The sequence below is a fragment of the Mesorhizobium sp. LNHC229A00 genome (assembly GCF_000502415.1).
In the GTDB taxonomy this organism is placed as follows: Bacteria; Pseudomonadota; Alphaproteobacteria; order Rhizobiales; family Rhizobiaceae; genus Mesorhizobium.
Genome location: NZ_AYWQ01000002.1, coordinates 317863 through 339458, shown reverse-complemented (window position 1 = coordinate 339458; position 21596 = coordinate 317863). Strand labels below are relative to the sequence as shown.

14 protein-coding genes and 2 pseudogenes are annotated in these 21596 nt (G+C 64.2%); 4 read left to right on the top strand and 12 right to left on the bottom strand.

Annotation, left to right across the window (positions count from 1 at the left end; all coding sequences use genetic code 11):
- Positions 1-154: 154 nt before the first annotated feature.
- The 12 genes and pseudogenes from X742_RS164790 to X742_RS164835 form a co-directional block, all read right to left on the bottom strand.
- Positions 155-2923 carry a nitrate reductase gene (locus tag X742_RS164790; RefSeq protein WP_023770414.1) on the bottom strand — a complete coding sequence of 923 codons (2769 nt, stop codon included), beginning with the start codon at positions 2921-2923 and terminating at the stop codon, positions 155-157.
- 3 nt (positions 2924-2926) lie between these two features.
- Positions 2927-3256: a nitrite reductase small subunit NirD gene (gene nirD, locus X742_RS164795; protein ID WP_023770413.1), complete on the bottom strand. Its 330-nt coding sequence runs from the start codon at positions 3254-3256 to the stop codon at positions 2927-2929.
- 58 nt (positions 3257-3314) lie between these two features.
- Positions 3315-4703: pseudogene (locus X742_RS0135925) on the bottom strand (NAD(P)/FAD-dependent oxidoreductase); the annotation flags it as partial.
- Between the two features lies 1 nt (position 4704).
- A pseudogene (locus tag X742_RS0135920) lies at positions 4705-5913 on the bottom strand (FAD-dependent oxidoreductase); the annotation flags it as partial.
- A gap of 4 nt (positions 5914-5917) precedes the next feature.
- The gene (locus X742_RS164800; protein WP_023770412.1) at positions 5918-6715 is read right to left on the bottom strand and encodes an ABC transporter ATP-binding protein; all 798 of its coding nucleotides are present in this window, start codon (positions 6713-6715) and stop codon (positions 5918-5920) included.
- Positions 6716-6725: 10 nt separating this feature from the next.
- Positions 6726-7616: a nitrate ABC transporter permease gene (ntrB, locus tag X742_RS164805; RefSeq protein ID WP_023770411.1), complete on the bottom strand. Its 891-nt coding sequence runs from the start codon at positions 7614-7616 to the stop codon at positions 6726-6728.
- A gap of 86 nt (positions 7617-7702) precedes the next feature.
- Positions 7703-9019, bottom strand: a complete 1317-nt coding sequence (locus X742_RS164810; protein ID WP_023770410.1) for a CmpA/NrtA family ABC transporter substrate-binding protein — start codon at positions 9017-9019, stop codon at positions 7703-7705.
- A 686-nt stretch (positions 9020-9705) separates the two neighbouring features.
- A complete protein-coding gene (locus X742_RS164815; RefSeq protein WP_031247665.1) occupies positions 9706-11013 on the bottom strand; it encodes a CmpA/NrtA family ABC transporter substrate-binding protein in 1308 nt (435 codons plus the stop codon).
- A 2-nt stretch (positions 11014-11015) separates the two neighbouring features.
- Complete coding sequence (locus tag X742_RS164820) at positions 11016-11618, bottom strand: ANTAR domain-containing response regulator (RefSeq protein ID WP_023770408.1); 603 nt, start codon at positions 11616-11618, stop codon at positions 11016-11018.
- A 120-nt stretch (positions 11619-11738) separates the two neighbouring features.
- Positions 11739-12056: a hypothetical protein gene (locus X742_RS164825; RefSeq protein WP_023770407.1), complete on the bottom strand. Its 318-nt coding sequence runs from the start codon at positions 12054-12056 to the stop codon at positions 11739-11741.
- Positions 12057-12166: 110 nt separating this feature from the next.
- Entirely contained in the window at positions 12167-12967 is an 801-nt protein-coding gene (locus tag X742_RS164830; protein WP_023770406.1) for an endonuclease/exonuclease/phosphatase family protein, read from the bottom strand.
- A gap of 138 nt (positions 12968-13105) precedes the next feature.
- A complete protein-coding gene (locus tag X742_RS164835) occupies positions 13106-14569 on the bottom strand; it encodes a phosphatidylserine/phosphatidylglycerophosphate/cardiolipin synthase family protein (RefSeq protein ID WP_023770405.1) in 1464 nt (487 codons plus the stop codon).
- Positions 14570-15230: 661 nt separating this feature from the next.
- Between X742_RS164835 and X742_RS164840 the strand changes: the two genes are divergently transcribed.
- From X742_RS164840 to X742_RS164855, 4 genes are all read left to right on the top strand, one after another.
- Positions 15231-15425 (top strand): hypothetical protein, encoded by a 195-nt coding sequence (locus tag X742_RS164840; RefSeq protein ID WP_023770403.1) that lies wholly within the window; start codon positions 15231-15233, stop codon positions 15423-15425.
- A 37-nt stretch (positions 15426-15462) separates the two neighbouring features.
- Positions 15463-15753: a hypothetical protein gene (locus tag X742_RS1000000173795; protein WP_156939344.1), complete on the top strand. Its 291-nt coding sequence runs from the start codon at positions 15463-15465 to the stop codon at positions 15751-15753.
- A gap of 397 nt (positions 15754-16150) precedes the next feature.
- Positions 16151-16570 carry an AraC family transcriptional regulator gene (locus tag X742_RS164850; protein WP_023770401.1) on the top strand — a complete coding sequence of 140 codons (420 nt, stop codon included), beginning with the start codon at positions 16151-16153 and terminating at the stop codon, positions 16568-16570.
- 188 nt (positions 16571-16758) lie between these two features.
- Positions 16759-21570: a YadA-like family protein gene (locus X742_RS164855; protein WP_023770400.1), complete on the top strand. Its 4812-nt coding sequence runs from the start codon at positions 16759-16761 to the stop codon at positions 21568-21570.
- Positions 21571-21596: the final 26 nt, after the last annotated feature.

Below are 21596 nucleotides of genomic sequence, written 5' to 3'. Positions count from 1 at the left end.
TCTCCAGTTCTGGTCCATGGCGCCATCTTTCACTCGCATGAACCAATATGAGGGAACCCCGGCCAGGTCGAATTAGCTGTTGGACAGGTTGGAGCCCTTGCGGGTTTCGCCGATTTCGTAGGCCGTGCCACTTTGCCAGGTGGGACGGACGCCTTCACTCAGCCGCCTGCACCCGACCGGTTTTTATGATCGCGCGTATTTCCGATCGGCAGGAACCGCAATTGGTGCCTGCCTTCAGCGCGGCGCCGATGGCTTCGACGCTGGCGCAGCCGGCCGCCACTGCGGCCACGATCTGGTTGGCCCCGACGCTGAAGCACGAGCAAACGGTCGCGCCGGCATCGGGTCTATCGGCACCGGCGCGGCCAGCGACGATTCTGAAGCGTTCGCGCTGGCTGGCGTGAACCTCGCCGAGCTGCTCGGCGGCCCAGCCGCGCGACACCGCGACTGGACCGGGGGCGACGAACAAGGCGCCCGCCAGCTGCTCGCCTTGGAAAGCGGCGATGCGGTGCTGGCCGGCGTCGCGGTCGTGGTAGGCGAGCATTTCGGCATCCGCGGCATCGAAGAGCGAGCCGGCGAAGGCTGGCCAGTCGGCATCGTCATTGGCAAAGGCCAACTCGACCCGCCAGCCGCCCCGGCACCTGGCGATCGCCCAGTAGTCGGCGGCCATCGTCACGGGCCTTTTGCGTGTCACGGCAAAGCCAAAGGCCCCAGCGGTGAATTTCTCGATGCGGGCAGCGACATGCTTTAGCGCCGGCTGCCCCGACACGGCATCGGTAAGCGATGCCGTCAACGTGTCGAGGCGGCCCCTGGCGGCGAACTGGTCGGTCCAGTGCATCGGCGCGAACAGGCTGCCCGGGCGCTGGCGCGTGGTCACCAGCACGCGGACCAGCACCTCGCCGCGTGGAGTCCAAACGCGCGCGATGTCGGCGTCGCCAATGCCGTAACGCTGTGCATCCTCGGGATGGATTTCGACGAAGGGCTCGGCGATGTGCTGGGACAGGCGCGGGCTTTTGCCGGTACGCGTCATGGTGTGCCAGTGGTCGCGGATACGGCCGGTGTTGAGGACGAGCGGGAAGGCGGCGGTGATGCGGGTTTCGACGGTTGGGCGCAGAGCGATGAAGCGGGCCTTGCGGTCGGGCGTGTAGAAGTTGCCGTCGGCGAAGAAGCGGGTGGTGATTGGGGCGTGCCCAGATTGAGTATTCTTCCGCGGTTGAGGGTCAGCTTGAACGTCATTCTCTGACTGACGTCGAGCGTGACCACCCCTCTCGGCAGGCCGGAGGGGGGTGCCCGGGCTCGGCGCTGGCCAATGGAACGGAGCCAATCCTTCGTAATCCTCAACATCGATCGCAGCATAAGCGCCAATGTCGAAATCCCGCTCGCCGTCGTTCTCGAACCCCGACAGCGCGGCGTGCTCGGCAAAGATCCCCGCCGCGCTCTCACGCGCAAACGCCTCGCCAAAGCCCATCCGCCTTGCCACTTCCGCAATGATCCACCAGTCGGGCCGCGCCTCGCCGGGGGCCGGCAAGAACGCGCGCTGGCGCGAGATGCGGCGCTCGGAATTGGTGACCGTGCCGTCCTTCTCGCCCCAGGCAGTGGCCGGCAGCCGGACATGGGCGTGGCGGATTGTGTCGGTCTTGGCAAGAACGTCCGACACCACGACGAAGGGGCAGGCCTTGATCGCCGCCTCGACTGCACCTGCATCCGGCATGGAATCGACCGGGTTGGTGGCCATGATCCACATCGCCTTGATGCGCCCATCGGCCACCGCCTTGAACATCTCGACCGCCTTGAGGCCGGGCTTTCCGGCAATCGCCGGTGCCTTCCAGAAGCGCTGCACGCGTTCACGGTGCCCGGGGTTTTCGATCTCCATGTGGGCGGCGAGCATGTTGGCCATGCCGCCGACCTCGCGGCCGCCCATGGCGTTGGGCTGGCCGGTGACCGAGAACGGGCCGGCGCCCGGTTTTCCTATGCGACCGGTGGCGAGATGGCAGTTGATGATGGCATTGACCTTGTCGGTACCCTGGGACGACTGGTTGACGCCCTGGCTGTAGACGGTGACGGTCTTTTCGGTCCTGGCGAACAGGCTGTAGAAACGGCTAAGTTCGTCTTCGCTGAGGCCCGTGGCGGCAGCGACGCCGGCAAGATCGAGCGTCGAAGCGGCGAACAGGGCTTGTCCGAATCCGGCCGTATGCGCCGTGATATAGGCACGATCGAGCGCATTGTACTGGCCGAGCCAGGCGAGCAGGCCGGTGAACAGGGCGACGTCGCCATCCGGCGCGATCGCCAGATGCATGTCTGCGATGTCAGATGTCATGGTGCGGCGCGGATCAACGAGCACGATCTTCATCTCGGGTCGCTTTTCCCGGGCAGCCGCGATGCGCTGATAGAGCACGGGATGGCACCAGGCGAGATTGGACCCGACCAGCACGATCAGGTCGGCTAGTTCCAGATCCTCGTAGGTTCCCGGCACGGTGTCCGAACCAAACGCGCGGCGATGGCCGGCAACCGACGAAGCCATGCAGAGCCGCGAATTGGTGTCGATGTTGGCCGAGCCGATGAATCCCTTCATCAGCTTGTTGGCGAGATAGTAATCCTCGGTCAGCAACTGGCCGGAGACGTAGAAGGCGACCGCGTCGGGGCCATGTTCGGCGATGGTGTGCTGGAAGGTCGAGGCGACGAGGTCGAGCGCCTCGTTCCAGCCGGCGGGCCGGTCGTGGATTTGTGGATGGAGCAGCCGGCCGTCCAGGTCGATGGTCTCGGCCAGTGCGGAGCCCTTGGAACAGAGCCGGCCGAAATTCGCGGGATGATCGGGATCCCCACGGACAGATACCTGCCCGTCCGCGGCGATCTTCGCCAGCACGCCGCAGCCGACCCCACAATAGGGGCAAGTGGTCCTCACCTCGCGCGCTGCGTCAATCTCCATGGGTCAGGCCGCGCGGCTGGCCAGCGCTTCCAGCGCGATGAACAGGCGCTCGCCCTCCCGCTTCACGGGAATCGTGCGCACGGCGCCTTCGTCGGCGCCAAGCGCCTTGCCCGTCTCAAGCGAGATGACCCAATTGTGCAAGGGGCATGTCACGGCCGCGCCATGAACGATGCCCTGGCTCAGCGGTCCGCCTCTGTGCGGGCAGTGGTCCTCAATGGCGAAGATATCGTCGTCCGCTGTGCGGAAGACGGCGATCTTGCCTTGCGGAGTGACCACACAGCGCGCGCCGCGCCGGGGAATATCGGAGACGGTGCCGATAGATATCCAGTTCATAGCGCTGCCTTTGCTTGATAGGAACGCGCCCAGGGGGTGCCTCGCACCGACATCTCCATCACTCCGCCGCCTGCGCAAACCCGACCGAGGCCATCGGCCGAAACTCGTGCTTGTCCTTGCCGGACACGCGCTCGGACCATGGATCGACCTGGGCGAACTTCTGCGAAAAGATGAAGCGGTCGTAATAGGCCTTGCGCTTCTCACCATCGTCCATGATCTGACGCTTTATTTCGGCGATGCCGATGCGCTTGGCCCATTTGTAGATGCGTTCGAGATAGCGGCCCTGCTCGCGGTACATCTGCGTCAGCGCTACGATATGCTCCAACGCCTCGTCCTCGGTCCTGACCAGGCCGAGCACTTCCGTGCCCTTGATGTCGAGACCGGCGGCACCGGCGAAGTGGATCTCGTAGCCGCTATCGACGCAGATGACGCCGACATCCTTGCAGGTTGCCTCGGCGCAATTCCTCGGGCAGCCCGACACCGCCATCTTGACCTTGGCAGGCGTCCACGAGCCCCACATGAACTTCTCGATGCGGATGCCGAGGCCCGTCGAATCCTGCGTGCCGAAGCGGCACCAGTCCGAACCGACGCAGGTTTTCACCGTGCGCAGCCCCTTGGCATAGGCATGGCCGGAAACGAAGCCGGCCTGGCCGAGGTCGGCCCACACCGCCGGCAGGTCCTCCTTGCGGATGCCCAGCATGTCGATACGCTGACCGCCGGTGACCTTGACCATCGGAATCTCGAATTTGTCGACGACGTCGGCGATGGCTCGCAGTTCGGCCGCATTGGTGACGCCGCCCCACATGCGCGGCACCACCGAATAGGTGCCGTCCTTCTGGATGTTGGCGTGAACGCGCTCGTTGATGAAGCGCGACTGGTAATCGTCGGCATACTCGTCCGGCCAATCGCAGACGAGGTAGTAGTTAAGTGCCGGCCGGCATTTGGCGCAGCCGCAGGAAGTCTTCCACTCCAGCTCCTGCATGACCGCCGGAATGGTCTTCAGCCCCTTGGCCTTGATCAGCCTGCGCACGTCGTCATGGCCGAAAATGGTGCAGGAGCACATGGGCTGCACGGCGGCCGGGTTGTAGGTGTCGCCGAGGGTCAGCACCATCAGCTTTTCGACCAGCCCGGTGCAGGAGCCGCAAGACGCCGACGCCTTGGTGTGGGCGCGCACGTCGTCCAGCGAAGTCAGGCCCTTGGCCGTGATCGCGCCGGTGATCTTCCCCTTGCAGACGCCGTTGCAGCCGCAGATTTCCGCATCATCCGGCAAGGCTGCAACGGCCGCCATAGGGTCCAGCGGGGCACCCCCCTGGTAGGACTGGCCGAAGATCAACGTATCGCGCATCCGCGATATGTCGGTCTGTTTCTTCTTCAGGTCGTTGAACCAGGCGCCGTCCGATGTCTCGCCATAGAGCACGGTGCCGATGATGCGGTCATCCCTGAGCACNGGCACCCCCCTGGTAGGACTGGCCGAAGATCAACGTATCGCGCATCCGCGATATGTCGGTCTGTTTCTTCTTCAGATCGTTGAACCAGGCGCCGTCCGATGTCTCGCCATAGAGCACGGTGCCGATGATGCGGTCATCCCTGAGCACCAGCCGCTTGTAGACGCCGGCCGAGGCGTCGCGCAGCACGATCTCCTGGCGGTCGTCGCCATCGGCGAAGTCGCCGAGCGAGAAGAGGTCGATGCCGGTGACTTTCAGCTTGGTCGGCGTGTCCATGTGGACGAAGGCGGCGGTCTCGTCGCCGGCAAGCTGATGAGCGGCGACACGCGCCATCTCATAGAGCGGTGCCACCAGCCCGTAGACCATGCCGCCCACCTCGGCGCATTCGCCGAGTGCGTAGATATCCGGGTCGTTGCTGCGCATGCCGGCATCGACGACGATGCCTCTGTTGACGGCAACGCCTGCATCCTTGGCAAGAGCGGCGTTCGGCCTGATGCCCACCGCCATGACGACCAGCGTCGCCGGGATGATTGTGCCGTCGGCGAGTTCCACCTGCTCGACCTTGCCATTGCCGGCGATTGCCTGCGTGTTGGCCTTGGTGATGACCTTGATGCCGCGTTGCTCCACCGCGCGCTGCAGGAGGTAGCCGGCGGCCGGATCGAGCTGGCGCTCCATCAGCGTCGGCATGACGTGCAGCACGGTGACATCCATGCCTTGCGCGTTAAGGCCGGCCGCCGCCTCCAATCCGAGCAGGCCGCCGCCGATGACGACGGCCTTGGCGCGCGACTGAGCGGCGAGTATCATCGCCTGAACGTCGTCCAGATCGCGATAGGTCAGCACGCCCGGCAGATTGTGGCCGGGCACCGGGATGATGAACGGCACCGAGCCGGTGGCGATGACAAGCTTGTCGTAAGGCTCGGTGACGCCGTGGTCGGAGGTGACGGTCTTCGCCTGCCGGTCGATGGCAATGATCTTGTGGCCCTTGTAGAGGGTGATGTCATTGGCGATGTACCAGCCGTCGCCGTGGATGATGATCTCCTCATAGGCCTTCTCGCCGGAGAGCACTGGCGACAGCATGATGCGGTCGTAATTGACCCTGGGCTCGGCGTTGAAGATGGTGACGGCGTAGCGGCCCGGCGCCTGTTCCAGCAGATGCTCCAGCATGCGCCCGGGCGCCATGCCATTGCCGATGATGACGAGTTTTTCGGTCATGGGGTTACTCCGCGGCTTCGACGAAGCGGTGGCGTTCGTAGAGGAACTTCAGCACCGCCTCGCGGCAACGCAGGAAGGTCCGGTCGGAGGCAAGTTCGATGCGTCGGCGCGGCCGCGCCAGAGGCACCGGCAGCACCTCGCCGATGGTCGCCGCCGGGCCGTTGGTCATCATGACGATGCGGTCGGACAGCAGCACCGCCTCGTCGACGTCATGGGTGATCATGATCGTCGTCGAACCCAGCCTGGAATGGATGTCCATCACCGCATCCTGCAGATGGGCGCGGGTCAAGGCGTCGAGCGCGCCGAACGGCTCATCGAGCAGCAGGATCTTGGGTTCCATGGCGAGCGCGCGAGCAATACCGACGCGCTGTTTCATGCCGCCGGAGATTTCCGCCGGCCGCTTGTCGCTCGCATGCGCCATCTGCACGAGGTCGAGATTGCGCATGATCCAGTCATGCCGCTCGGCCTTGCTCTTCGAGCGGCCGAAGACTTTCGACACCGCCAGATTGATGTTCTCGTAGACGGTCAGCCATGGCAGCAGCGAGTGGTTCTGGAACACCACGGCGCGCTCGGGGCCGGGGCTGTCGACCTCCTTGTCCTCCAGCAACACCGCGCCGGCGGAAACCTTGGTCAGGCCGGCGATCAGGTTGAGCAAGGTCGACTTGCCGCAACCGGAATGGCCGATGATGGAGACGAATTCGCCCTTGTCGATGGTCAGTCGGATGTCCCTCAGCACATCGCTGACCTGGCTGCCACGAGCGAAGTATTTGTCGATATGGTCGAGCTTGAGATAGGCGGTCATGGCGCTCTCCTCACTTTGCCGTCGTGCCGCGGGTGACAAAGGCGCCGACAGCCGCGACCAGGCGGTCGAGGCAGAAACCGGTGACGCCGATATAGGCGAGCGCGACGATGATGTCGGGCAGCCGTGACGAATTCCACGCGTCCCAGATGAAGAAGCCGATGCCGACGCCGCCGGTCAGCATCTCGGCCGCGACGATGGCGAGCCAGGACAGGCCGATGCCGATGCGCAGGCCGGTGAAGATGTAAGGCGCAGCGGCTGGAACCATGATCTTGATGAAGAATTCGAGCTGGTTCAGCCGCAGGATGCGGGCGACATTGCGATAGTCCTGCGGGATGTTGCGCACACCGACGGCGGTGTTGATGATGACCGGCCAGATCGAAGTGATGAAGATCACGAACAGAGCCGACGGGTTGGAGTCGCGGAAGGCGGCGAGCGACAGCGGCAGCCAGGCGAGCGGCGGCACGGTTCGCAGGATCTGGAAGACTGGATCGAGGCCGCGCATCGCCCAGATCGACTGGCCGACCAGCGCGCCGAGCGCCACACCGACGACCGCCGCCATGCCGAAGCCGATGGCGACGCGCTGCAGCGAGATCAGCACGCGCCAGGCAAGACCGATATCCTGCGGGCCGTTGTCGAAGAATGGATGCGCGATCAGGTCATAGGCCTCGTTCCACACCTGGCTCGGCGGCGGCAGGCTTGCCGTCGGCGACGAGCAGGCGACCTGCCAGACGACAAGCAGAAGGGCGATGACGATGGCGGGCGGGACGAGAGCGCTGGCCACCTTGGTGGCGACCCCCACCGGATCGATACGGCGCCGCGCTTTGGCGGTGAAGGCGACCACCTCGGCTGGCTTGGCCGGGAATGCTTTCACCTTGGTGTCCTCGACGGCTTGGATGGACATGTCCTTGGGATACTCCGTGGCGTGCTGGTGCGGTACTGAGCGACGAACGGCGCTGGCGCCGTTTGCGTTGGGTACAAACGGCCTGACTAAGCCGATGCCTTGATGGTCAGGCTGTCGAGATAGGCCGAGGGGTTGGCCGGATCGAAAGTCTTGCCATCGAAGAAGGTCTCGACGCCGCGCGAGGACGAGGCTGGGATGTCGCTCGCGGCGACACCGAGCTCCTTGGCCGCCTCGCGCCAGATATCCTCGCGGTTGACCCGGTCGACCAACGCCTTGATGTCGGTAGTCGGCGCGAACTTGCCCCAGCGGATGTTTTCGGCGAGGAACCAGCTGTCGTGGCTCTTGAACGGGTAGGAGACGCCGCCCTTCCAGAATTTCATGTAGAGGTCGGTGGCGGTGGCGACCCGGCCATTGCCGTAGTTGATGTCACCCTTGAGACGGCCGATGATGTCGGCGACGGGCACATTCATCCATTGACGCTTGCCGATGATGGTGGCCATCTCGTCCTTGTTTTCCTTGGTGTCGCACCATTGCTGTGCCGCCATCACCGCCATGACGATCGCCTTGGTGGCATTGGGGTATTTTTCGATGAAGGCGGCGCGCAGGCCGAGCGCCTTTTCCGGATGGCCCTTCCAGAGTTCGCCGGTCGTGGCGGCGGTGAAGCCGACGCCCTGATGGACAAGCTGTTCGTTCCACGGCTCGCCGACGCAGAACACGTCCATATTGCCCACCTTCATGTTGGCCACCATCTGCGGCGGCGGCACGACGATGGTCGAGACGTCCTTGTCCGGGTTGATGCCGCCGGCCGCCAGCCAGTAGCGCAGCCACAGATCATGGGTGCCGCCCGGGAAGGTCATGGCGGCCTTGACCTCCTTGCCTTCGGCCTTCTTGGCGGCAAAGGCGTCCTTCAGCTTGGCGGCATCGAGGCCGACGCCGGTGGCGGCATATTCCTGGGCGACCGAAATGCCCTGGCAGTCGTAGTTGAGACGGGCGACGATCGCCATCGGCAGCGGCTGGTTGTTCTGCGTCACCTTGCCGGTGTGCATGAGGTAAGGCATCGGAGTCAGGATGTGGGCGCCGTCGATGCCGTTGGCTTCGCCGCCGAGCATCAGATTGTCCCGCGTCGCGCCCCACGAGGCCTGTTTGAGGACCTCGACATCAGGCATGCCGAATTTCGCGAACAGGCCTTTCTCCTTGGCGATGATCAGGGGCGCGGCATCGGTCAGCGCAATGAAGCCGAGCTTGGCGCCGGTTACTTCGGGGCCCTTCCCTTCGGCATGAGCGCCAGCGGGAAACAATGTCTTCGCGGCGAGGAACAGTCCCGCCGTCAGCGCGCTGCTGGCCAGAAAATCGCGGCGGGTGAAATCCTTGAGGGACGTGCCAGTTCCGATCCGTTTCGTCATCGTCGTCTCCGGTTGGGCGCCTTGGAAGCGCCGTCGATTGCGTGTTCGGCCAAAAACAAAAAAGCCGCCGTCCAGGCCTTCGCGCATCCCTGGGATTGCGCAGTGACCTGAGCGGCAGCTTTGCCTGTAGCGCCCGCCATTGGACGCCTGTTCAGTTGCCCGTGAAGGGCTTGTTTATTTCAAAGCAGGAACCGTGCCAGTTTACCTCTGGAAGAAAATTCCAAACGGATTCAAGATGATCGGAGCATTATGCGGCGACCCCATCCGTGGCGATTGAGGTCAAACATTGGTCAGCTCACCTTCCGGGCGCATAATTTTTGTGCAATGCACAAGCATGGCGCTGAAATGATCAGGCTTCCCCGAGAGCTGGTTTTTGCCCCTCGATATAGGCGTCGATCTCGTCTGGATCGAAGATCTGGCCATCGAAGAAGCCGTCCGGTCCGANTGAGCGGCAGCTTTGCCTGTAGCGCCCGCCATTGGACGCCTGTTCAGTTGCCCGTGAAGGGCTTGTTTATTTCAAAGCAGGAACCGTGCCAGTTTACCTCTGGAAGAAAATTCCAAATGGATTCAAGATGATCGGAGCATTATGCGGCGACCCCATCCGTCGCGATTGAGGTCAAACATTGGTCAGCTCACCTTCCGGGCGCATAATTTTTGTGCAATGCACAAGCATGGCGCTGAAATGATCAGGCTTCCCCGAGAGCTGATTTTTGCCCCTCGATATAGGCGTCGATCTCGTCTGGATCGAAGATCTGGCCATCGAAGAAGCCGTCCGGTCCGAGCATGAGGCCGGCTCCTGTCGCGCCTACCGCGGTCGCGGCCTTGAGTGCGCCCTCGACCTTGGCATTGGCGCCGGGCAGCGCCACCCCGAGTGGCTTCAGTGCCGAGCGGTAGAGATCCGGCCGGTAGCAGTCGCGTGCAATGGCGAGATTGTCGGGCGTGTGCGCGACGTGGCCCCAGCGGACCATCTGCGTGTAGAACCATAGCGAATGGCTTTTCCAGGGAAAGTTGGCGGCCTTATCGAACGGCACGAAGAAATCGTCGATGTCCAGCTCCGCCCCGCCGCCCAGCCGAAGATGGCCGGTCAGGATCGGCATCTGCACGGCCGGTGGCAGCCCAAGGAAGCCACGCTGCGCCATCACCGCGGCCAATTCGTCGCGGTTCGCCGGATCCTGGCACCAGCGCGCCGAGTGATGCAATGCGCGCAAGAGGGCCGCCAGCGCCTCGGGGACCTGCTCGGCCCAAGCCTTGCGCACGCCAATCACCTTCTCCGGACTATTGCGCCATATCTGCGCCTTGACGGTGACGATATGGCCGGTGCCGGCCGCCACCGCGGCGCTGTTCCAGGGCTCGCCGACGCAATAGCCGTCGATGCGGCCGGCGGCCAGCGCGTCGNCCACCGCGGCGCTGTTCCAGGGCTCGCCGACGCAATAGCCGTCGATGCGGCCGGCGGCCAGCGCGTCGGCCATGAACGGCGGCGGCACGATGACGATGTCGATCTCGCGCGATGGATCGACGCCGCAGGCAGCAAGCCAGTAGCGGAGTTCGTAATTGTGCCCGGAATGCGGATGCACGACGGCAAAACGCAGTGGGTCGCGGCCGGCATCGGCCCGCTCGCGGATGAAGGCGCCAAGTGCCGCGCCGGCACGGGCCGGATCGAGATCGGGTACGGCACCGTGCGCCGCCATACCGGTCCAGACGGCGTTGGAGACGGTCACGCAGTTGCCGCCGAGCCCCAGCGAAAAGGGCACGATGGTCTCGGAGGCGAGGGGGGTGAGGCCCAGATTACAGGCGAGCGGCATCGGTCCGAGCATGTGAGCGAGGTCGAAATGGCCGATGGCGATGCGGTCGCGGATGTTGGCCCAGGAGGTCTCGCGGTGCAGGGTGAGATCGATGCCTTCGCGCGCGGCAAAGCCCAGTTCGCCGGCCGCGACCAGCACGGCGCTATCGAAAAGCGGCATGAAGCCGGCGGTGATCTGGTGCTCGGCGCCCATGCTCATTCGTCCTCCGCCGGTCCGAGAAGCCCGGCGGCAGTCACCAGGCTTTGGGCAATGTCGCCGATCTTGCGGTTCTGGTTCATCGCGGTCTTGCGCAGCAGCGTGTAGGCGGCCTCTTCGGTCAGGCCGCGCGACTTCATCAAGATGCCCTTGGCGCGGTCGATCACCTTGCGGCTCTCGAGTTCGCTGCGCGCCTCTTCCAGTTCACGTGCCATTCGCGAGAAAGCGTTGAAGCGGCTCACCGCCATGTCGAGGATCGGCTTGACGCGCTCCTGCCTCAACCCGTCGACGACATAGGCCGAAACGCCGGCATCGACCGCGGCCTCGATCGAGGCCTGGTCCGAGCGGTCGACGAACATGGCGATCGGGCGCTTTACGGCCCGCGACAGCTGGAACATGTTTTCCAGCATGTCGCGGTTGGGATTTCCAAGGTCGATGACGATGACGTCGGGTTCGATCTCGGCAATGCGGCGCGCAATGCCCGAGACGTCATGGATGACGGTGACCCGCTCATGGCCGGCCTCGCGCAATCCGGCTTCGATTATCGAAGCGCGGATGCGGTTTTCGTCGATCACCAGGACGGCGAGGGAAGTTCGGACCATGCCCGCATTATGAGCAAGGCCGCAAATTTGTGCAATGCAGCATAGCCACCGACCTTAGAAGGTCGGGGGCTATGCCAGAATGCCTAGCGGCGAAAAGTATAGCCTGGCAGGAGACGCCGATCAGCCGCAGACGCGAACGTCTTCCACCACCCTGTGGTGGTGGCGCCAATGCACGACCGTCTCGATGTGGCAGCGGTGATAGCGGTGATAGCGGTGGTGACGCCGGTATTCACCGTCATACTGAACGCTCTGGTCGCCATCATACTCGTTGTCATAGCGGCGCTCGTGATGACGGCGCACGACAATTCCCGAATCGTCGTCCGAGGAATATTGGTTGCCGTCGTCGGACTGGATAGTCACACTGGCGGCCTGCGTGGGCGCAATCGCCGCGGCGGTCGCGGCAAACGCCAGCACCGAAGCCAAAATCAACTTTTTCATTCCATCCTCCTGGTTGTTCAACACACATAAACTCGCGGAAGAACCGGGTGTTCCGCTCACATCCACACGCTTTGCGACGCTGGCGACATCAAGCCGTTATCGGTCACATACTACAAGTGGACGAAGGCGGTCAGCGGCAGATGGTCGGAGGCCACGCGCGACAGCGGTGTGTCATGCGCTTCGACGGTCGCGATCATGCCGTGCCGGTTGGCCATGATCCGGTCGAGCGCCAGCAGCGGCAAATTGGAGGGAAAGGTAGGGACCGCAGGTGGCTGCGGGCCGAAGCTCGCGTGCAGCGTATTCAGCGCGGAGCGGTTGCCGAGCCGCCATTCGTTCAGGTCGCCGAGCAGGAGCGTCGGCTTCTCGTCGGGACTGTTCATGATATCCAGCACGACCTGGGCCTGCTGCGAGCGGGAGCGGCGCAGCAGGCCCAGATGGGCCGCGATGATGCGCAAGGACTGATTTCCGTCGAGATCGATTTCCGCGACCACCGCGCCGCGCGGTTCGAGACCCGGGAGCCTGATCTGATGCACGTCGCGAACGACGCCCCTTTTGAACAGCAGGACATTGCCGTGCCAGCCATGGCCTTTGCCCGTTGCGGAAATGGGCACCGGCACGAGGCCGGTTTCGAGTTCGAGACGGTGCAGGTCGAGAAGCCCGTCACGGTCGCCGAAACGATTGTCGGCCTCCTGCAGGGCGATGACGTCGGGGGCGATCTCGCGGATGACGCGGCTGGTACGGTCGGGATCGAACTTGCGGTCGACGCCGATGCATTTGTGGACGTTGTAGGAGGCGACTAGCGTCCCGGTGACGCCGTCCTTCTTCGCCGAGAAGGCGTTGGCCCTGCGCATCCGCCGGTCGCGAATGGACAGGAGCATGTTGGCCGGCAGGCTGCGCCCGTTCATTCGCATCGCGCGCCGATCGTCCTTGCTGTTCTCACCATGCACCTAGAAATAGAGTCTTTCGGCCGATGTTCCATGGTTGGCGACACGCTATCCGGTAAACACGTCGTTTTCTTAAAGACAGATTTTTTCCCAGAAATGGTTTTCCTAGAGATAGGGCGATCCCAGCCAGAGCATGCGATCGAAAAGCCGGATGATGAAGGGACGCGCCCGCAAGGAGGCCAGCGTGACTGGGACCGCCGTTTCGATCGCCGATCCGATCCGGGTCTCGATCTCGGTGGCAAAACCCGCGTCGAGGACCTCAAGATCGATCTCGAAGTTGAGCCGCAGCGACCGGGCGTCGAGGTTGGAGGACCCCACAAAGGCCCACACGCCGTCGATCGCAAGCAGCTTGGAATGGTCGAAGGGCCCTTCCGTGCGCCATATCCGGCAATAATTCTTCAGGATCTGGTCGAATTGCGCGGTCATGGCGCGGTCGACAAGGAAGAGGTTGTTCACCGCCGGCACCACGACATCGATCTCGACGCCGCGCCTGGCCGCGGTGATCAAGGCACTGATCAGTTCCCGGTCCGGCAGGAAATAGGGCGACATCAGCCGTATCGACTTGCGCGCGACCGAGAAGGCGCCGATCAGCAGTTTGTGGTTGGTTTCGTTGCTTGCATCCGGTCCGGACGCGACCGCGCGCACCAGCATCGGCTGGCCGGCGGGTGGCGAAACCGGTGTGATCCGCCAGGTATCGCCCTTCAGCGCCTCTTTGGTGGCAAAGCGCCAGTCTTCAGCGGCTACCGAGAAGAGATCGGCGACAACGGGGCCGGTGACCTGGAAATGCGTATCCCTGGCGCTTTTCGACCCGGCGAACTCCGCCGAAAAACCCTTGCGGATGTTCATGCCGCCGGTAAAGGCAACGGTGCCGTCGACCACCAGGATCTTGCGGTGGGTCCGCAGGTTGGCATAGGGCAAGCGCAGGCCCATGACGATGTTGCCGTTGAAGACGTCCGCCGTGATGTTGGCGCGGCGCAGGTGGCCCAGGATGCTGGGGACGGAGTAGCGGGCGCCAACGGCGTCGATCAGCACACGGACTGTGACGCCGCGCTGGACAGCGCCGGCCAGCGCTTCGACGAAAAGCAGGCCGACGGCGTCGTTGTCGAAAATATAGGTCTCGAGCAGAACGCTGCGCTCGGCCCCATCGATCGCCGCGCACATCGCCGGATAGGCCTCGCCGCCGCTTTCCAGCACCTCGATTGCATTTCCCGGGTTGAGCGTCCGCCGCGCCACCCTGTCGCCCAGCGTCCTAAGGCCGGTGAACCGCTGTCCATAGCGCTCGATGATCAACGCCTCTTCAAGGGCGACGTCGCGCTCATGCTTGGCCGACACCAGCCCATCGGCGAGCGGGCGCTGGGCGCTGATCGTGGCGCGGCGGATGCGATTGATGCCGGCCACGGCATAGATCAGCACGCCGACGATCGGCGACAGCACCATGATGCCGACCCAGCCGGTGGCGGCGCGGACGTCCTCCTTGGTCATGACAGCATGGGCAATGCCGATGGTCGCCATCACCACCGAGATGATCGCCAGTATTTGGGGCCAGTGAATCGCCAGGGTCTCGAACATTGCCGGGACTATCCAGCGAGCGCCCTCGGAAGGCAATGCAGCCGGCCAAATCCACGTCTCTGCAAGCGCGAGAACGGCCGGCGCACGGCTATTTGAGATGTTCTCGGAGCCCGCCGCCCGATAGATGGAGAAATGAAAGGCGTAGTTGGCGCGAGGGTGGGATTTGACGTCTCCCGCCGCGTTGGCCTGTTCGAGTGGCCGCCAGGTGCCGGCCAAGCTGCGCGATGCCGCGCTTTCCGGGCGACGGCGTCCTGCGCGGCAGCCTGTTCGCGATCACCGGTCTTGACATCAAGGGCATCGCCGAACCGCGGTTTGGCGGTTGATCGAAAAGCATCGGCGACGGCACCGGACCGTAACCAACCGTCACGAGGCGGCGCAGGGCAGGCCGCCGCTGATCGCGAGAGCCGCCAAGCGTGGCTCTTCCGCTGGTGGGAACGTTCGTTTCAGGATTGAGCCGTTGGCTCGATCAATCCGCGATAAATCCCACCTGAGAGAGCCCAGCCCGACCGCGCGGGAAAGCAGAGAGCCGGTGCGATCCGGCGTCGTCCCGTGCTGCTTTGGTCCTCGAGGGCTTCCTGTACTTTGGTGCCGCATCCATTGTATATCAGAGGGAATGAAATTAGCGATGTAACACTTCGATTGCTGGCGAGGGGGGCGCCGAATGATGACGTTCAACTTCGAGGGTCCACCAGTGGGCGACGGCGATGCGCCGGCCGATTGCCAGGACCAGTTGCTGCCTCTCGTCAATGAGATTGTCCAGGCTGCGGTGGCGGCCGGCTGGAACCGGGACGATGTTCTTCTGGCTTTCGTGGAACTCGCCTGGGATCTGTACGAGAACCCGCGCGGTGATCTGTAGCCATGGCTGCCATCACCGGCTCCGAGCGGCGGCTCCCATGCTCGACTTCGCCGGCAAGCTATGGATCATCGCAGGCTGCGCCAGGCACTTGCCATCACTGGTTGACGAGAATACAGAATCGCGCTCGACCGGGCGTGTCAGCACCCGATTGGCGAACTCCTGGATGGCGAAAACCTTGCGCCGAGCGAAAATGAAACGCTCGTCAACTCCCATTCATCGCCATTCTTTCTTTCTTGTCTCGAATAAAGGTTTTTCTTTGCGCGTGGAACTTCTTCCCAAGCGAAGGTGGCTGCGTTACGCTGTCTCCGGGCCGGGAAAGAGGATTTGAGGCGTCGTCGAGACGGCTGAGGCAGTGCGAATGAAAAATGCGGACGAGGCACGGGAAAGCGGCGTTTTCCGAGGCATCGATCGAGAGCGGACAACTCGATACGTCCTAAACATCATTCCTGAAAGTGCAGGTCCGCTCAGGGCCACAGCGCAAGAAAACGTGATTTGTTCCGTTCGCGGGCTCGGCTCCCAGACATTCCTTGCCAAGGAATACTCGGTAGGAATCGTGCTTGCGCCCATGCAGCCTGCGCATCGTTCGCCGTCCGGACGGACCGATCACAGGAACGGGCCCAACGAAGACGCAGGCCCGCATCGGGCAATCACGAATTGTTTTTGGGGGGAACGGGCAGGGAGGCCTCGGGTTGAACTTTGTCTGGGACTTATCAGGAGGCCGAAGAATGCCGGGCGATGATGGTTTCCCCGGGTCGGTTACCCGAATCAATGCGGCACGGCAGCCGGCGCTCACTGCAAAAGGCGGGCTTTCTCCCCGGGCCGCACGCAAGGTGCAGGATTTCCTGCACGAGAACTTCACCCGCAAGCTTGCGCTTGCCGAGATGGCTTCGGTGTGCGGGCTTTCGCCCTCTCATTTTGTGCGGGCGTTTGCCAGGACCTTCGGTGTGCCGCCGCATCAATACATTCTCGACCTGCGGCTGGACCTCGCCGAAAGGCTGCTTGCCGACAGCCGTATGACGATCGCCGACATCGCTCACTCCAGCGGATTTTCAAGCCAGAGCCATTTTACCACCGTGATGAAGAAATACCGGCAGGTGACCCCATTGCAGGCGCGGGTGCGGAAGCTTAACGCCAACAATAGATGAGGCGTCGCTCACATCTCTTCTTGATTACTTTGTTTTAAAGCATCAGCTAAAGTAACTAGCCGTTAACCTCCCCCGGGTTGCTCGGCTCTTTGCTGACAAGGCAGCAATTTCGTGAAATACGGCTGAGAGGAATCATGTCTTTCTGATGGCATTGGAATTGATTTTCGTGCCGGCCAGCGGAGGGACCCATGACCGACAATCGCATTTCGAGCGGCTCGCTTCCTGTTCGGCATCGCGCGGCGCACTTCGCCAGTCAGTGGATCGCGAACGCCGATCCCCGCTCTCGCTCGGCTCGCCGCCGCCTGATGGCGGTGCTGCGGATGGCCCATTGCGTGCTCGGCATGCGGCGCAAGCGCCTGGGGCTGGGAACGCTGGGCGTCGGCGGGATGCTCGGGGTGCAGCTTGCCGTGGTGGGGATCATGATCCCGCAATCAGCTTTCGCGCAGGTCGCCATTGGCAACGGTGTTGTGACCAACGTCGCGAACTGCACGACTCCCTCCGCAGGGGGGCAAAGCATTGCTATCGGTTGCGCTAGCACCGCTCCCGGCGCCGCCTCAACCGCCATAGGTTCTAACGCCCACGTGAATGGCAACAACGGCGTGGCGTTGGGCACCGCTATCACCGCTACCGGCGATGCTTCGATCGCGATCGGCTATTCGATGGGTGTCAATGGCCTCAACGCCATAGGCATCGGTGTCTTCGCGAACGCGACCGGTGTCAACGCGCTCGCGGTGGGCGGGAACGCCCGCGCGCTGGTGGACGGAGCGTCAGCCTTTGGTGTCAACAGCACCGCAAACGGCGCGAACGCCGTCGCTCTCGGTTCAACGGCCAGCGCTTCGGGTGGGGCCTCGGTGGCGATTGGGTTGTCGTCCAACGCTTCATCTTCAAATGGTGCGGCCATAGCCATGGGGGTCGGCGCCAAGGCAAACGCCGGAACTGGCGGCGGTTCTCCCGTTGCCATTGGCACGAATGCAAATGCGAGCGGCACCGCTCCTGTCGGCTTCACGTTCGAGGCCGTTGCGCTCGGCACAGCCGCGGCCTCGACGGGGGCATGGTCCGCCGCCGTAGGTTCGAGCGCGTCTGCAACGGCGACCGGAGCCAGCGCCTTCGGCACATCTGCCACGGCGTCGGCCAATCAGTCCACAGCGATTGGCAACGGAGCGGCCGCCTCGGCGACGGGGGCCGTATCCATGGGGTACCTCGCCAAAGCCAGCGCCGTTAATGCAATCGCCTTGGGCCAGGGCGCGGTCGCGAACCAGGTAAACGGTCTGGCTTTGGGTGAGGCCTCCACTGCCAAAGGTGTGAACAGCACAGCAATTGGCGGTGGGTCGGTCTCCAGCGGGCTTCAAGCGGTCTCTCTGGGCATCAACGCGAACGGGGGAGCCGACAACGCAGTTGCGATCGGAACAGCGGCCCAAGCCACCGGTACCTATGGCTTTGCAGGAGGTTGGTCCTCCGTCGCCAGTGCGGACAGTGCCACTGCCCTCGGCAAGTCAGCCGCTGCATCGGCGATTAACTCTGTCGCCGTCGGCTCCAGCACCGTTGCGTCGGGAGCCTTCGGCGTCGCCTTGGGCAACCAGGCACAGGCGCTCGCTGCCGGTGGTGGTGTTGCGGTAGGCTCGGGCGCAATCGTTGCCAGCACCGCGACCTCGGGCGTCGCCGTTGGCAACAACGCAAATTCCAGCGGCGTCAGTTCGGTTGCTACCGGCGCCGGTGCCAACTCCAGCGGCGATTATTCGGTCGCCACGGGTTCCGCAGCCAAGGCCACCGGTGCCCGTGCCTTCGCGGGCGGCCGTTCGGTCACGGCCGCAGGCGACGATTCCATCGCCATCGGCACGACTTCCGTCTCTTCAGGGGCAGCCTCGACGGCAGTTGGAGCGGGCGCGGTGGCACAAGACGTAAACGCGGTCGCCATGGGCACCGCCGCCAGCGCGATCACCGCCGATTCCGTCGCCATCGGCACGGGCGCGGTGGCCGACGGCGGCAAGGCGGTCGCCATCGGTGCCGGCAACGAAGCCTATGGTGACGGTGCGGTCGCCATCGGTGATCCCAGCTACGCCAGCGGCACGGGCGCCTTCACCGGCGGCGCGAACAACATCGCCAACAGCGACGGCACGGCGAGCGCCACCGCCGCCAACATGGCCGCTGGCGCGGTTGCCGTCGGCAACAACAACAAGGCCATTGGGCAAGGTTCGGTGGCGCTTGGCAACGGCTCGACGGCGGGCGCCGCCGGTCTCGCCGGCAATGTCGCGCTAGGCAATGGCGCGACGGCGGCGGCAAGCTCCGGCGACGTGGCGCTTGGCTCCGGCTCGGTGACCGCGGTGGCGGTCGGCACGCCTAATGCGGTCATCAACGGCACGACCTACGTCTTCCAGGGCACCACCCCAACTTCGACGGTCAGCGTCGGCGCACCCGGCGCCGAACGCACGCTCACCAACGTCGCCGCGGGGCGGATCAGCGCGCTCTCGACCGATGCGATCAACGGCTCGCAGCTCGCCGCAACCAACCAGGCCGTCGACGCCATCGGTGCCGCCATCACCAACATCAATGTCGGCGGCGGCATCAAATATTTCCATGCCAACTCGACCCTGGCGGACTCCCAGGCGCTGGGCACCGATTCCGTCGCGGTTGGCCCCAATGCGGTGGCCAACAATGCCGGCGATGTGGCGATCGGCCTGAATTCGACGTCTGGCGCTACCACCGCGACCGGCGGCGCGACCATCGGCGGCGTCAACTATGCCTTCGCCGGCGGCTCGCCGGCCGGCGCCTTCTCGGTCGGCTCGACCGGCGCCGAACGCCAGATCCAGAATGTCGCGGCTGGGCAGTTGAACGGCGGTTCGACCGATGCCGTCAACGGCTCGCAGCTCTTCGCCACCAACCAGCAGGTGACGCAGAACACCACCGACATCGCCAATATCGGCAGTGGCGTGACCAATCTCGGCAACATCATCGACAACATCGCCGGCGACACTTCGACCGCCTACACCGATGCCAATGGCATCGGCATCCGCTACGCCCGCACCAACGAGGCCGGGCTGGCGCAGACGGACTCCTTCGCACAAGGCGTCGGCTCCACCGCCGTCGGCTACGCGGCGACCGCAACCGGGGACAGCGCGCTGTCGCTTGGCCGCGGCACCCTGGCCAGCATCGACGACAGCGTGGCGCTCGGTTCCGGTTCGGTCTCGGATCGCGCGATCGCTCCCGCTTCCGGGCAGATCGCGGCCGGCCCATCGAACTTCATCCAGTACAACACCACCGACAAGACGCTGCTCGGCGCCGTGTCGGTCGGCACCAGCACTTCGTACCGCCAGATCACCAATGTCGCCGACGGCACGCAGGATCAGGATGCGGTGACGGTGCGCCAGCTCGCCGGCGCCATCGCTGCCGTGTCGGCCACCTCGACCAAATACTTCCATGCAAATTCGACGGCGGGCGATTCGCTTGCGGTGGGCGCGGAGTCGGTCGCGGTCGGCCCGACCACCGTCGTCAACGGCGACAATGGCGTTGGGATCGGCAATGGCGCTATCGTCGATCAGACGGCGCCCGGCGGAACGGCCATCGGCCAGAACGCCCATGTCATGCTGGCCGACGGTATCGCGCTCGGCACCGATTCTCTCGCGGCGGGCGTCCAATCGGTGGCACTCGGCGCTGGCGCGCAAAGCACCTTCGCCAACAGCGTGGCGCTGGGCGCCTCGTCCATCACGACGGTTGGCGCGCAGGCCGGCTATACGGCCTTTGCCCTGACCGCCGCGCAGACCTCGGCCGGCGAGGTGTCGTTCGGCGCCGCCGGGGCCGAACGCAAGCTCACCAATGTCGCGGCCGGCTCGGCCGATACCGACGGCGTCAACGTCTCGCAGCTGCGCGGCGTGTCGCAGAACGTGACCAATCTGTTCGGCGGCGGCACCACGGTCAATCCCGACGGCTCGATCACCGGCCCGACCTACAATATCCAGGGCAACAACTACTCGACCGTCTATGACGGCTTCACCGCCGTCGACAATGCGCTGACCACCATCAACAATGGCGGCGGCATCAAATACTTCCACGCCAATTCGACGCTGGCCGACAGCATCGCCGGCGGCACCGACGCGGTGGCGATCGGGCCGGAGAGCGTGGCGAGCGGCACCGACAGCCTGGCCGCTGGGCATGGCTCGACGGCTACCGGGCAGGGCGCGGTCGCGCTAGGCCAGGGCGCCAAGGCCAACAACACCAACGATGTGGCGCTCGGCTCTGGCTCGGTTTCGCAGACCGCCGTCGGCACCCCCAGCACCACAATCAACGGCAAGACCTACGCCTTTGCCGGCACGGCCCCGGTCGGCACCGTCAGCGTCGGCGATGCCGGCGCGGAGAGGACGATCACCAATGTCGCCGCCGGAAGCATTTCCTCCGGCAGTACCGACGCCATCAACGGTTCGCAGCTCTACGCCACCAACACGGCGATCGAAGACCTGACCAAAACGATCGGCGGCATCGGCGGCACCGTCCAAAACACCGTGCAATACGACACCGTCACCAATCCGGACGGATCGACGACCAAGACCAACAAGATCACGCTGCAGGGCGGCGATCCGAATGCGCCTGTCGTCATCTCTAATGTCGGCCCCGGTGTTGCCGGCACCGACGCGGTTAATGTCAACCAGCTGAACCTGAACCTGGCTCAGAGCAAGACCTATACCGACCAGGTGGCTGTCACGACGTTGCAACAGGCCAACACTTATACCGACCAGAAATTCAGCCAGCTCAATTCCGACATAAGCGGCATCAGGGACGAAGCACGGCAGGCGGCGGCAATCGGACTGGCGGCGGCCTCGCTGCGCTATGACGACCGCCCGGGCAAGCTGAGCGTGGCGGCCGGCGGTGGCTTCTGGCGGGACTCGAGCGCCTTTGCCTTCGGCGCCGGCTACACCAGCGAGGACGGCCGCATCCGTGGCAATGTGTCCGGCACGGCGGCGGGTGGAAATGTCGGTGTCGGCGCCGGGCTGAGCTTTACCTTGAACTGATGCGGGACCCGGGGCGGGAATGAACA

What these genes read in the sequence shown, in the direction of transcription:
- X742_RS164790 (WP_023770414.1), bottom strand. Translation starts at nt 2,923, where the DNA reads ATGGAGATTGACGCAGCGCGCGAGGTGAGGACCACTTGCCCCTATTGT.
- nirD (WP_023770413.1), bottom strand. Translation starts at nt 3,256, where the DNA reads ATGAACTGGATATCTATCGGCACCGTCTCCGATATTCCCCGGCGCGGC.
- X742_RS164800 (WP_023770412.1), bottom strand. Translation starts at nt 6,715, where the DNA reads ATGACCGCCTATCTCAAGCTCGACCATATCGACAAATACTTCGCTCGT.
- ntrB (WP_023770411.1), bottom strand. Translation starts at nt 7,616, where the DNA reads ATGTCCATCCAAGCCGTCGAGGACACCAAGGTGAAAGCATTCCCGGCC.
- X742_RS164810 (WP_023770410.1), bottom strand. Translation starts at nt 9,019, where the DNA reads ATGACGAAACGGATCGGAACTGGCACGTCCCTCAAGGATTTCACCCGC.
- X742_RS164820 (WP_023770408.1), bottom strand. Translation starts at nt 11,618, where the DNA reads ATGGTCCGAACTTCCCTCGCCGTCCTGGTGATCGACGAAAACCGCATC.
- X742_RS164825 (WP_023770407.1), bottom strand. Translation starts at nt 12,056, where the DNA reads ATGAAAAAGTTGATTTTGGCTTCGGTGCTGGCGTTTGCCGCGACCGCC.
- X742_RS164830 (WP_023770406.1), bottom strand. Translation starts at nt 12,967, where the DNA reads ATGCGAATGAACGGGCGCAGCCTGCCGGCCAACATGCTCCTGTCCATT.
- X742_RS164835 (WP_023770405.1), bottom strand. Translation starts at nt 14,569, where the DNA reads ATGTTCGAGACCCTGGCGATTCACTGGCCCCAAATACTGGCGATCATC.
- X742_RS164840 (WP_023770403.1), top strand. Translation starts at nt 15,231, where the DNA reads ATGATGACGTTCAACTTCGAGGGTCCACCAGTGGGCGACGGCGATGCG.
- X742_RS1000000173795 (WP_156939344.1), top strand. Translation starts at nt 15,463, where the DNA reads ATGCTCGACTTCGCCGGCAAGCTATGGATCATCGCAGGCTGCGCCAGG.
- X742_RS164850 (WP_023770401.1), top strand. Translation starts at nt 16,151, where the DNA reads ATGCCGGGCGATGATGGTTTCCCCGGGTCGGTTACCCGAATCAATGCG.
- X742_RS164855 (WP_023770400.1), top strand. Translation starts at nt 16,759, where the DNA reads ATGACCGACAATCGCATTTCGAGCGGCTCGCTTCCTGTTCGGCATCGC.